At 57.1% G+C, this 12,618-nt stretch carries 9 protein-coding genes; all 9 read right to left on the bottom strand.

From position 1 onward, the window contains the following. Nucleotides 1–1,553: dynamin family protein (locus GT019_RS21595; protein ID WP_201755494.1), on the bottom strand; the 1,553-nt coding region annotated here is incomplete at its 3' end. A gap of 56 nt (nt 1,554–1,609) precedes the next feature. Next, nucleotides 1,610–1,876, bottom strand: coding sequence for an NAD/NADP transhydrogenase alpha subunit (locus GT019_RS21590; RefSeq protein WP_161745264.1), 267 nt, complete (start codon nt 1,874–1,876; stop codon nt 1,610–1,612). Nucleotides 1,877–1,915: 39 nt separating this feature from the next. Continuing rightward, nucleotides 1,916–2,584: an endonuclease III gene (nth, locus tag GT019_RS21585; protein ID WP_201755493.1), complete on the bottom strand. Its 669-nt coding sequence runs from the start codon at nt 2,582–2,584 to the stop codon at nt 1,916–1,918. Nucleotides 2,585–2,752: 168 nt separating this feature from the next. Beyond that, nucleotides 2,753–5,467 (bottom strand): S-layer homology domain-containing protein, encoded by a 2,715-nt coding sequence (locus GT019_RS21580; RefSeq protein ID WP_161745262.1) that lies wholly within the window; start codon nt 5,465–5,467, stop codon nt 2,753–2,755. A gap of 17 nt (nt 5,468–5,484) precedes the next feature. Continuing rightward, nucleotides 5,485–6,177: a GerMN domain-containing protein gene (locus GT019_RS21575; RefSeq protein ID WP_161745260.1), complete on the bottom strand. Its 693-nt coding sequence runs from the start codon at nt 6,175–6,177 to the stop codon at nt 5,485–5,487. Nucleotides 6,178–6,187: 10 nt separating this feature from the next. Then, on the bottom strand, nt 6,188–7,690 hold the full coding sequence (locus GT019_RS21570) for an N-acetylmuramoyl-L-alanine amidase (protein WP_161745258.1): 1,503 nt from the start codon (nt 7,688–7,690) through the stop codon (nt 6,188–6,190). 165 nt (nt 7,691–7,855) lie between these two features. Further along, nucleotides 7,856–10,288, bottom strand: coding sequence for an RNA polymerase recycling motor HelD (gene helD, locus GT019_RS21565; RefSeq protein WP_161745298.1), 2,433 nt, complete (start codon nt 10,286–10,288; stop codon nt 7,856–7,858). Nucleotides 10,289–10,631: 343 nt separating this feature from the next. Then, complete coding sequence (locus GT019_RS21560; protein ID WP_235948852.1) at nt 10,632–11,858, bottom strand: multidrug effflux MFS transporter; 1,227 nt, start codon at nt 11,856–11,858, stop codon at nt 10,632–10,634. A 161-nt stretch (nt 11,859–12,019) separates the two neighbouring features. Then, nucleotides 12,020–12,613 carry a 3-isopropylmalate dehydratase small subunit gene (leuD, locus tag GT019_RS21555; protein WP_161745256.1) on the bottom strand — a complete coding sequence of 198 codons (594 nt, stop codon included), beginning with the start codon at nt 12,611–12,613 and terminating at the stop codon, nt 12,020–12,022. Nucleotides 12,614–12,618 lie beyond the last annotated feature (5 nt).

The following is a 12,618-nucleotide window of genomic DNA, read 5'->3' as shown; positions in this document are numbered from 1 at the left end:
GCCAGCGCGGCCAACGCCGCGAGCGCGCCGGCCTGCGCCGCAAGCTCGCCGAGCCGCGCGCGCAGCGGCGCCGCGGCAGCTTCGCCCGCCGCCGCGGCCCGGTCCCCGAGCGCGTCGATCCAGGCCAGCGCGCGCTTGCGGTACAGACCTTTCACCGCCTCGGCGACCTCGCGGCAGTACGTCATCGTGTACGCGTTGCCGAAGGACGCGCCGGCATTCACGTGCGACACCAGCAGATCGGCGTCCCAAAGTCCGTTCACGAACGGCGACAATTCGCGTTCGAGCGACTCGCCCCGCCAACCGATGCCGTCCGCCGCTTTGCGCAGCAAATCGAGCAAATGCCATTCGATGCCCGCTTGGACGAGGGCATGGAAATCATGATAGAACGCCTGCAGGCGCCGTTCCTGCTCGGCCGCCGTTTTCGCGCCGGCGAAGAGCAGACCGGCCTTGAAGCCGGGTTTTCGGCTTTCCAGGAACGTCTGCGCCAGATCGCGCGTGGCCGCCGGCGTGATGTTGGCATTGTCGAGCAGCGCCTGCACGTCGAGGCGCAGACGCGTGCGAAGTCCGTTCACTTCGGCTTCGCCGAGCCGCAGACGCTCCTCCAGCGAGAAGATTTCCTCGCGTACCCGCTCCGCCTCGGCTTCGCCGCCGGCTTGCGCGAGCAAGCGTTCGCGCTCGTCTTCCGTCGCGGCCTCCATCGCTTTGCCGTGCATGCGAATCACGTACCGGGCCGAAGCATCCACGCTGCAGACCGCCAGCGGCCCGCGGAGCTCCGCCAGCGATTCGAATAAGGCCATGAGCGACGCCCATTCCGAATGCGGATGATTCGGCTCGCGCAACGACAAATAGACGATGCCGCTCGGCTCCAAATGCCAGTTGCCGAACGCTTCGTCTACGCTTTGCCGGTATGCTTCGAACGAAAGCTCGCTTTCGCGATGCTTGTCGATCTGGTTCACGATCAGGTACAGCGGCTTGCCCCATTCCTTCAGCTGCTTCGCGAACGTGAAATTGATCTCCGATTGGACGTGGTTATAGTCCATGACGTAAAAAACGACGTCCGCCAAATGAAGCGCCGATTCGGTCGCCATCCGGTGCGCGTCGTCCGTCGAGTCGATGCCCGGCGTGTCCAGCAGCACCGTATGGCCGCCGAGCCGGGGGATTGGGTAAGACAAGGAAACGGAAATCACCGTTTCGCCGTCTTTGCAGTACTCGTTAACGTCTTGAATCGGAACTTCCCGAATCTCTTCCTTGCCGTCGACCAGCTTCCCGATGGTCGCTTTCGCTTCCCCGTTCCGGATGCTGACGACGTTCGCGCTCGTCGGAATCGGACTCGACGGCAGCAGCTCCGTCCCGCACAACCGGTTCACCAGCGTTGATTTCCCCGCGGAGAAGTGGCCGCAGAACGCCACGGTCAGCTGGCCGTTGTCCAATTTGGACAGCAGCTCCAGCAGCCGTTTCGCATCGCCTTCGTCTCCGGCCGCAGCCATGATCGGCGCCATTTCCGCGAGCGCGTTCTCCATGGCTTGCGCGTTTTTCTCAATCGTATGGCTCATGTCTCTCTCTCCCTGTTACGCTCCGTTCTTGCCGATCCCATTCCGCGAACGGCTGATTACACCAATTGAACCGCAGGCATGCAGATCTCGAATACTTCGCCATGCTGCAGAATCGTCACGTTGCGTTCTTTTTCCTTCATGACGACGCACTCCGGCTTCAGCCGCATACGTTCAATATATTGATCGGGCACGTCCCCTGCTCCGCTGACCGTCACGCCTTCAAGGATGATTTCTTCGTTCTCGGCCGGCGGCGCCTCCATGATTTGCTCGTAAATATCGGAAAACAACGCAAAATCTTTCGTGTACACGGAAATGCATTTCATAGTTCAATCATCCTTCTCGTTTAAATGGTGGTATAGCTTTCAATTCATAGCCTTTCGGTTTAGCGCCGGTTTCATACGTTGTTGACCTTCTTTGCAACAATCCAGCAGCGGACACACGGGACACTTAGGGTTCTGCGCTTTGCAGTGGTAGCGTCCGAAGAAGATCAGCCGGTGATGGGTCTCCGTCCACAGCTCGCGCGGCACCAGCTTCATCAGCTTCTTCTCGACTTCCAGCACGCCGTCGTCCGCCTTGGCGAAGCCGAGCCGCTTGGATACCCGCTCGACATGCGTGTCGACCGCGATGGCCGGAACGCCGAACGCGTTGGACACGACGACGTTCGCGGTCTTGCGGCCGACGCCAGGCAGCTTCGTCAGCGCTTCATGCTCCCTCGGCACTTCCCCGTCGTATTCGTCGATCAGGATGCGGCTCAGATTCTGGATGAATTTTGCCTTGTTGCGATAGAGCCCGATCCGCTTTATATCATTTTCCAGCTCATCCAGAGGGACGGCCAAATAATCCGCTGGCGTTCGGTATTTCTGAAATAGATCCGCCGTGACTTTGTTGACGGTCTCGTCGGTGCATTGCGCTGAGAGCAATACGGCAATGGTCAGCTCAAAAGGGTTGCTGTGATTGAGCTCGCAATGTGCATCAGGAAACATGTCGCCGATTACCGCCAGCACATGGGTCATTTTCTCTTTTGCCTTCATCTAGCACTCAACTCCTAATAGAACCATCGTTTCAAAGTGTAGCGAAAATTGTCGCATTTATCAACCGCCAAAGGGCATGAAATAGGCATTTCCGCCTTCTTTTTCACAGAATTGAAAAAAAAAATTTGTCCCGGCGAACGCCGGGACAAATTTTGCCTACCGTCTATGCTACGCTTTCGCAATCTCGACTAACGTATCGCGGTAGAAGTACAGCACGATCGAATCGCCGTCCGCCAATTGGCTGATCGCGATCGAAGCGCCGTTCTGCGTGATTTTCGTCGCCGTCGTCACGGAGTACGTATTGAGCTCGCTCAGGCTGGTTTTCTTCACCGACAGCACATGCGAGGCGGCATCGTATTTCCAGAATGTCTTCGCCGTGCCGCCGTTGACCGTAATGAGCAAACGGTCCTTCTCGTCAAGCTTGACGATGACGCGATCGCCTGCGGCCAGCACGGACGCGGAGCTTCCCGCCACGCCGTTTTTCACGACGGAATAATTCGCGCTCAGCGGCACGATTACCGCGTTGCCGTTATAATCCGTGACCGTCACCTTGTCCGTCGCGACGGAGGCGACGCGGCCGACCGTCACGTTCAGTACTTTAAACGAAGACGCGGTCTGCCCGGTAAAGTACAAATTACCGGCTTGTCCCGCCGCGATGCTGCTTAAAGCCAGCGTATCGCCCTTCTCGTTCGTCAGCCCGAGCGACGCGGCGGCATAATCGTAGAACGTGCCGTCGGCGGCCTTGAATTTGATTTTTTTTCCGACCAGATCGACCGAGTACACGTCAACCGGTTTGACGGTTTGCACTTGCAAGGTCGTGACTTTATCTTGATTGGCGTTAAGCACCGCGGTGACCGTATCGCCTACCTTCACGTCGCTGAGGGTAGCCGACGTCTTGCCGGCGATTTCAACGTAATACGGCGTGTCCAGCGGTACGGTTACCGGATAACCGGTGCTTTGCTGCAGCGTGATTTGGCTCGTATTCGTATTGATCGCCGTCACGGTTCCGCTATATTTGTATACGAATTGCACGAATACCGCTTTGCTCTCCGTGTAGCCGAGCGTAATCTTCTTGCCTTTTACCAGGAAGGTAGAGACCGCGTTCAGCAGGAGCGACGAGCCGTTCATGTCCAGCTTCGTCTTATCGCTCAAATAAACGGAGACCAGATTATTGCTCGCGTCCTTGACCGTCAACGCCTTGATGTCGTTATCGTAGCTGACGATCGTCGCGCCGGGCAGCACTTTCACTTGACGGTTGACGACTTTGATCGCGACGACTTGGTCCTTGTCGTTCAGCGTGAGGTCGAGCACGTCGCCCTTGACCAGATCCGAAACCGTCGTGCCCGTCAAGCCGTCGATCGAGACGTCCACCGTGCCCGATACGAATTTCGCTTCAAGCGCCTGCTGCGACGTGCCGACCGTCATGTATTGGATCGTGTTGCCGTCGCTGCTCGCGGAGTAAAACTCGCCCCGCACTTGTTTGGAAGAAGTTTGCAAAATCGTGATCTTGGTCACGACGGAATCCTTTACTTCGTAAGAAATATTGTCGCCGACGCGGATTTGGGCCAATCCGCCGTCCAAGATCTGTCCCTGCCAAATGACGTCGACCTGCGGGGAAACGTTGAACATGGACGATGATCCTCCGGCGTTATCGACCGTGAGGGTCGCGGGCGTCGTTTGAACGGCTTTGACCGTGCCCTGCGCGCTCGTGTTGACCGGGGCCGATTGAACCGTGATCGATACCGCGAGCGGTTTGGAACGGTAGGTATCGCGCGCGATTTCAACCTTGCTGTCGGCGGCCAAGCCGGTTACGGGAATGACTTTGCCGCTTCCGTCCGTTACCGTCGTAGCGCTGGAATAGTTGACGGCCACCGGCTCGTCGCCCACCCAAACCCACAGCTTGCTGTCGTTCGGAAGCACGCGATCCACGGTGCCCGTTATTTTCTCCACCTGCTGCTCGTCGTCGAGCTGCTCGACGTACAGCGCTTTGCTGCCGCTCGCGACGACGAGCACTTTCGTGTTCGGCGTCAGCTGATCGAGCGTTGCCGCTTTCTCGGAATCGAAGCGGTACGCGTATGTATCCGCGCTCAGATCGACGGACGTATCTTTGCCGTCCTGGAAGAGCTTCAGCGACGCGCTGTCTTTACCCGTGAGAATGGCAGTGAATTGGCCGCTGTACGCGACCGGATATTGCGTTTCCGCCCGGCTCAGCATCGTCGCGATCGCCGCGCGGGTAATATTGCCTTTCGGGTCGAATTTGTCCACGGTCACGCCCTTGATGAGCTGCAGGGACACCGCCGCGTTCACGTAGCCGGCGTAAGCCGCTCCGACTTGATTGCCGTCCTTGAACGAGATCGGAGCCTTCGTCATTCCCTCCGCCGTCTGCTGCTTGCCGATCGTTTTCACGATCAGCTTCGTGATCCATTCGCGGGAAGCTTTCTTGGTGCCCCATGCCGTGTCCGGATCCGCGTCGGCGAGCTTGAATTCTTCGTCGCGGTCGAGCAGGCCGTCTTCGAAAGCCAGAATGATATAAGGTTTGAAATAAGTGCTGACGTCGAAGTTCTCGGGAAATACGATCGCATCGTCCGTCTTGACTTCGCTTTCCTTGCCGATGAACCGGATCGCGAGCGCGACGGCTTCCTGCTGCGTAATATTGTCGTTCGGTTTGAATGCGCCGTTCGTGCCTTTGATGATGCCTTGGCTCGCTAGTTTGGCGATGTGCTTCTCGGCCCAGTGTCCTGCCGGCACGTCGCTGAATTTCGTCGTCGTCACCGCGACCGCGTCCGCGTGGACCGAATCGGCCTCGACCGCGGCGAAACCTGCAAGCAATGAAAATACCATGAACGACGAGACGAGTTTAACCCATTTTTTTTGCTGCGGCATGTCTGCGAGCTCCCCTTCTATTGTTTTTTGATTGGATGTTCCAAATCTTCATGGCCCATTAAGCTCTCGACCGCTTCGCCGTCCACGAGAATGTCGAGGGATGCCACGCCGTCGAATTGAAAATACGTCTGCGTGATCGCGGCTATCGCAAGCTGTTCTCCGGGCGCGCCCAGTCTCGCGTCGTCGGGCAGATGAACGTCGATCGTCACCGCGTCCCCGTCCTGCTTGGCGCTGAGAAGCTCGGCGTTCTTCCATAACGAACCCTCGCCCTTGTCGCCGTCCTTCTGCAGCGCCGCGAACGTCGCGGACAGCTTCTCGCTCGCGTCGGCGTATTCGATTTCCGCTTTTTGCGCATGCAGGTCGATCATTTGATCATCGGTGTAATAGACGGAAATCGACGCTTTCGTCTTCTCCGGCGCTGTCGTCGCAGGATCCGACGCGTTGCCCGAATCGGCCGCGCCTCCCGCGTTGCCCGCGGACCCGGTGCTGCCGGCGTTTCCCGCGTTATTGGCGTTATTCGCGTTCCCCGCATTACCAGCATTCGTCGACGCGTCAGTACTTCCGTTGCCGTTTTCGGATACCGATTGGTTCTGATTGTTCGCCCCCGCGTTCTCGGCAGGCTGCTTTTTCGCTCCGCAGGCGCTTAAAGAAACGACCAATGCAGCCGCAACGGAAACCAGCATAACCGTTTTCGTCATCTGACGCTTCATCTGCATCCTCCTAGCTGATCCTCAAGTATTCTTTGATTCCCGCCACGATTTCCTGCGCGATTTTGTCCTGCTTCGCGCTGTTGTACAGCACGGCGCTGTCGCCGCTATTGGAAAGGTAGCCAGCCTCGAGCAATATCGCCGGCATCGTCGTTTCCCGGATGACGTGATAATTGCCCGTTCTGACGCCGCGGTCGTTCAAGCCGGTTCCCGCTACGAGATGCTTATGCATCACCTTCGCGAAAGCCAGGCTGTCCGAACGCCAGTAATACGTTTCGGATCCGCTGGCGGTTGCAGTCGTCGCCATATTCGCGTGGAAGGAAATAAATAAATCCGCAGGCAGGTTGTTGGCGTATTTCGCCCGATCGGCCAGCTCGACGAACGTATCGTCCGAGCGGGTCAAATACGGTTTGATCTTCGGTTCTTTGTCCAGAAGCGCTTTTACCTTCAGCGTGATGGCCAGGTTATATTCCTTCTCCTTGCGGCCGTTGACGCTGCTCGCGCCAGGATCCTTGCCGCCGTGACCCGCGTCCAGCACGACTTTGAACAAGCCGTCGTTCGGCGTCGTGCCCGGATCCGTTGCCGGAGGCGGATCCACGATCGGTCCGGTCTGCTCCAGCACGTCGATGCGGACGACGTGGTCTTCATCGGTGACCTTGTAATTTGTCGGGGCAGCCAAATCCAGCACGACCCGAACCGTCGACGGCTCGTCCGAATAATAAGAGTACCGGACTTTGCTGAGCGTCGGATGGGAATCGATCACGATTTCGCCGGTTTTGGCGCCGTTGCCGGCCGGGATAAAGCCCGGCGTGAAATAAGGATCGAAGTTCATTGCCGGCAAATCGACCACGATGCGCTCCGGATCGTGGAGCACTTGCGTCGTGGCATCTCCGAAATCGCCTTCGTACGGCAAATAGATGCTGCCGAGGCCGTCGTACGTAATGGACTTCAGAAGCGCCGTCTCGTCGGTGGAAGGGATGGTCGTGCCGCCCCCGTTTCCGGGATCCGGGCTTCCCGTGTCCGAACCGTCGCTTCCGTCGCCGGGAGCGGACGTGCCGCCATCTCCCGAACCGCCTGCTGGCGGCGGATTATCCACGAGCTTCGAGTACATATGTACAGCGCGGGTTTCTGCGTCCCAATACACGTCTAAACCGAACTGCTCGCCTACGAATCGGAGCGGAACGAACGTTACGCCGTTCGTAATCGCCGCCGGCGCCTCAAGGCCGACTTCCCGATCGTTGACCACGGCTTTCTTGCTTCCGATCGTCAGCACGACGATGGTTTCCCCGTTGGATATCGTTACGTTCGGAGAAGTCCAGTCGACGTCGTAGCCGAGTCCTTCCGTCACGGTACGGATCGGCACGAGTGTCGACGAGCCGACGATCTTCGGATCCGCGCTGCTTGACAGTTGTTTGCCATTCAGATAAAGCTTGGGTGCTTCCGCTGCTCCCACAAGACCCGGGAACAAAGTGATGAGAAACGACATTAGCAAAACAGCGGTTACAAACTTCTTCATCTTTCACCTCAATGACTGTTTTTTCGCCTTGAAGCAGCTCGTACAAGACGATGCTTACAGACGTTAATTAGACGCTGCTTGTCAGAAAAAGTTGCGTTTATAGGAAAAATGTAGCTAAAAAAATGAAAAGAAACCCCGGCGCGAATGCCGGGGTCGCGAAGAACTTCAACCGAATTTCTCCTCCAGATACAAGTTCGGGTCCATGGACCGAATAAATGGCGTCCAATCCGCATCCGCGTAAAGGCAAAGCCGGTGCATGGCGCGCGTGCAGGCCGTATAAAAAAGCTTGCGCTCTCCTTCGCGAGAATAAGCTTGCGCGGAAGCATCGTAGATCAACACCGCGTCGAACTCGACGCCCTTGGCGAGATAAGCGGGAATGACCATGACGCCCGATTCGAACGCGACCGATTCCTTCGTGATCAGCCGCAATGACTCGCATCCGCGAGCCTTCAAAGCCTCGTACGCGCCCCGGCTGCCGGCCGCGGTCTTCGCGATGACGGCGATGGAGCCGAAGCCCTCGGACTGAAGCGCCGAGATATCCGCCGCGATTCGCCTCGTCCGTTCCTCTTCGCCGGTCGTCCTGACGATGAGCGGTTTTCGTCCGTTTCGCTCGAAAGGGATGATCTCCCCGCCGTCCGGCAGCAGCGCCATCGTGAATTCCACGATCTCGCGGGTCGAGCGATAACTGCGGACCAAGCGATAGCTGCATGTCTCGTCTTCGCCGTAGAGGCGGACAAGCGGCGAATTCGCATCGCTCAGATTCGTCGCCTGCGTGAAGATCGCTTGACCGAAATCGCCGAGCACCGTCATTCGGGCTCTCGGAAACAGCTTCTTGAGGTAAGCATATTGGAAGACCGAATAATCCTGACCTTCGTCGATGACCAGATGCCGGACCTCCGTATTCGTGCGGACGCCTTCGACGAGTTCCTTCAGCAGCAGGAACGGGGTCGCGTCCTCATAGTCCAATTCCTGCCTGTCAAGCTTCGCCCTCGTTCGTTTGCAGATCTCCGGCCAATGCGCAGGCATCTGAGGTTCGCCGGTCATTTCGCGGTACGAGCTTTCGTTCGCGAACAATTGCGCGTACAAACCGCGTGCGTCCACGAACTTCAATCGCTTGATGCTTCGCCTGATCGGCTTGAATCGCTCCTCCACGATCATCCGGCGCAGCAGCTCTTCCTCCTGCTCGGCAATATCGAATGCCTCCTCCGCCCGCCTTACCTTCTTGTTCAGCGTATCGAGGGCTCTCACGTATTGCTCGGCAAAATCGAAAATGCCTTCCTCTCTCCGATAGTTTTTGAGCAGTTCCTCGTGAGCGCGCTCGTATTGCTCGCGATCGAGGTAGTTCATTTCATCCTGCACCCACTGCGCGTCGCGCTCCTTGTCCTCGAGCGCCGTCAATTCGCCGAGCAGCCATTCCTGCAGAAGCACGACGCGATTGGTCAGGCGAATGCTCGAATCATAGCCGTAGAACTGCGCATGCATCCGCTCCGCGGAGATCAGCTCGCGATCCTCGAACCGGATGGCGGCGAACCGCATTCCTTCCCGACCGAGCCATGTCGCATAGTTTTGAAGCGCGCGGAGAAAATCTTCCGATGCCTTATACGCGATTGCGCTTAGCCTTGCTTCGTATCCGGGCTCGGATTCCCGGGTCAAAACATATTCGATCTGGTCGAACGGATCCTCGAGCGTGAACGTGGAATCGAGCCAATAAGCAAGATATTCCTGGAAGGTGGTTTGCTGCATGTTCTCTTCCCCGAGCTCGGGCAGCACCGTCGCAACGTAGCTGCCGAATATCGGATTCGGCGAGAACAGCACGAATTGGTCGGCCTTGAGCGTCTGGCGGTGTTTGTACAGCAAATAGGCTATCCGCTGCATGGCGGCCGAAGTTTTCCCGCTTCCCGCCGCGCCTTGGACGATAACCATACGGGCGACGTCATTTCGAATGATGGCGTTTTGATCCCTCTGAATCGTGGACACGATGCTTTTCATTTGGGTATCCGCCCCTTTGCCAAGCACCTGCTGCAGCAATTCATCGCCGATCGTCACATTCGAATCGAACACATGCTGGAGCTCCCCGCCGCGAATTTGATATTGCCGCTTGAGCGTCATCGCGCCTGCGATGTCTCCGCCTGGCGCGGCAAAGGAAACGTCTCCCGGCGAATAATCGTAATACAGGCTCGCTATAGGCGTGCGCCAATCGTACACGAGGAAATTCATGCCGTCTTCATCGACGAAGGACGACACCCCGATATACACCTGCTCGCGAAGATCCGTGCCCGTCTCTTGAAAATCGATCCGGCCGAAGTACGGGGACGGGAGAAGACGGTTCATGTTCTTCCACTGCTGCATCAAAAGTCCGTGGCTTCGCTCCCGTTCGACCAATACCGCTTCCTGCTGTCTGATCGTATAGAAGGTTTCTTCGAAATCCTCGGCCGTGTTCGCGTTGACCGTCACTTCCTCCCAGAACCGCCTGCGAATCTCGTTCACCTGTTCGTGCAGTCCGGCTTCCTGCGGATCCAGCCCGGCGAGTCTTTGTTTCAGCTTCGTCTTGATCAGATCCAGACGCTCTGCCTCTTGCTTCCATTCCATTTTGCTCATCATTCTCGTGAACACGCTCCTTTTCGGCATCGATGGGAGAACAAAAGAACATTTGACAACACTTGCGTTACTGTGGTAAGATTTAAGTAATAAGATGGGTTTACTTCGGTTAATTTTAAAAAGGTTGACAAAGAGAGTATTCATCATAGCATAACGCTTCCCAGCCTGCAATAATAAAGCGATAAACGAACATCAAAGAGCCATGGCAATCTGCCATGGCTCTTTTTCTGTTGCTGCAACGCTCCACTCGAATTTGCAGATATGGATCTTGACATCGCCCAACTTGCGGCGAGGTATCCATGATCCGTTCAAATCGGCGGAAGACGATACGCTTCCTTGTGAATTACGACCCCAGTTCCTCGCGCATGTTCAGTTTAACACGCCGCGGGGACTGCGCCAGCCCGAAGTAAGCCAGCAGCGCCAACACGCTGGTCGACAGAATGATCACGCCCATGGGCACGGCCGAATACTCGCCGGCGATGCCGACGAGCGGCGACGTGATCGCGCCAAGCAGAAAAGGCAGCAGACCGAGCAAGGCCGACGCGCTTCCCGCCATATGGCTTTGGGATTCCATAGCGAGCGAGAACGAAGCGGTGGACGTGATCCCGATCGAGGCGACGAAGCAGAATAATGGCGCGACGAGCGCGAGAAGCGGGCCGTGCAGCAAGATGACCGTCAGTGCCGTCAGGCTGGCCGCGGCGGACAATAATAGACCGATCACCAGGAACCGACGCTCCGACACGACATGGTTCAAACGCCCCACCAGCTGGGAACCGATGATCAGGCTGATGCCGTTCGAGCCGAACAATAACGCAAACACCGTCGGCGATACGCCGTATATCTTCTGGTAAATGAACGGCGTGCCGGACACGTACGCGAAGACGCCGCCGATCATGATGCCTTGCGCCAGCGCGTATCCGAGGAACTTACGGTCGCGGAGCAGCGTCTGCACTCCTTTGAACAGCTGGCTGAAATTGCTGGCCATGCGATTTTCCGGCGGAAGCGTTTCTTTCAGACCGGCGGTCGCGAGCAGAACAAGCACGATCCCGACCGTACCCAATACGACGAATACCCCAACCCACGTCGTAAACGAAATCACGCCGCTCCCCGCTACCGGCGCGATGAGCGGAAACAGATTGTTGACCAGCATCAGCAGCGAGAAGAAGCGGGTCAGCTCCGGCCCGCTGTACAGATCGCGAACGACGGCCCGGGAAATGACGATTCCCGCGGAGGCGGCGAAGCCTTGAATAAAACGCGCCGCGATGAAGCAATAAATATTCGGCGAGATCGCGCAGACGAACGAGGCGACCAAATAAAGCATCAACGAAAGGATGACGGGCTTGCGTCTGCCATGCACGTCGCTCAGCGGGCCCATGATGATCTGCCCCAATCCGAGGCCGATCAAGCAAGCGGTCAGGCTTAACTGCACCAGCGACGCGCGCGTTCCGAAATCCGCCGTGATTTCGGGAAAGGACGGCAAATACATATCGATCGTGAGCGGTCCCAGGGCCGAAAAGGCGCCTAACAGCAGCACGAGCCTCCAGCGATTGTTCGTTTTCTCTTGTTGCAAGGTCGGTTTCTCCAATCCTGATTCTCTGTCTCTATGGTTTAGTGGCAAAGCTACCTTCATCAAACGATTATACAACAGTCTAATCATGGAATGAACATTAATTTTTTGGCATGCAGAAAGGCTGCCGGATTTTTCCCGACAGCCCGATGCTTACAGCTTTTTTAGAATGCAACGCGGCTTGCTTCGTAGGCGGAGATTTTGTCTTCGTGCTGAAGCGTCAGTCCGATATCGTCCAGTCCGAGCAGCAGGAATTGGCGGCGATGCTCGTCGAGATCGAACGGAATGCTGAGGCCGGCATTGTCGGAAATCGTTTTGTTTTCCAGATCGACCGTCAGCTTGTAGCCTTCCGTGCTCGCCGTGCGCTGGAACAGCTCTTCGACCTGCTCCTCGCTCAGCTTGATCGGCAGTATGCCGTTCTTGAAGCAGTTATTGTAGAAGATATCCGCGTACGAAGGCGCGATGATGACTTTGAAGCCGTAATCCAGGATCGCCCATGGCGCATGCTCGCGGGAAGAACCGCAGCCGAAGTTCGCGCGGGAAATCAGTACTTCCGCGCCTTGGTAGCGGGGTTGGTTCAGGCTGAACGAATCGATGACGTTGCCCTTCTCGTCCCAGCGCCATTCGAAGAACAGGAATTGGCCGAAGCCGCTGCGCTCGATCCGCTTCAGAAATTGTTTCGGAATGATCGCGTCCGTATCTACGTTAACGCGGTCTACCGGAGCTACGAGACCGGTCAGTTGTTTGAAAGCATCCATGTTGG

Origin of the sequence: Paenibacillus glycinis, from assembly GCF_009909185.1 — a bacterium.
Taxonomy (GTDB): Bacteria; Bacillota; Bacilli; order Paenibacillales; family Paenibacillaceae; genus Paenibacillus_Z; species Paenibacillus_Z glycinis.
Note: the sequence above shows the minus strand (reverse complement) of the source record. Positions and strands in the feature narration are given on the sequence as shown.

Excerpts from the sequence above, each read along its gene's own strand:
- GT019_RS21590 (WP_161745264.1), bottom strand. The coding sequence starts at position 1,876 with ATGAAATGCATTTCCGTGTACACGAAAGATTTTGCGTTGTTTTCCGAT.
- leuD (WP_161745256.1), bottom strand. The coding sequence starts at position 12,613 with ATGGATGCTTTCAAACAACTGACCGGTCTCGTAGCTCCGGTAGACCGC.
- GT019_RS21580 (WP_161745262.1), bottom strand. The coding sequence starts at position 5,467 with ATGCCGCAGCAAAAAAAATGGGTTAAACTCGTCTCGTCGTTCATGGTA.
- GT019_RS21570 (WP_161745258.1), bottom strand. The coding sequence starts at position 7,690 with ATGAAGAAGTTTGTAACCGCTGTTTTGCTAATGTCGTTTCTCATCACT.
- nth (WP_201755493.1), bottom strand. The coding sequence starts at position 2,584 with ATGAAGGCAAAAGAGAAAATGACCCATGTGCTGGCGGTAATCGGCGAC.
- helD (WP_161745298.1), bottom strand. The coding sequence starts at position 10,288 with ATGAGCAAAATGGAATGGAAGCAAGAGGCAGAGCGTCTGGATCTGATC.
- GT019_RS21575 (WP_161745260.1), bottom strand. The coding sequence starts at position 6,177 with ATGAAGCGTCAGATGACGAAAACGGTTATGCTGGTTTCCGTTGCGGCT.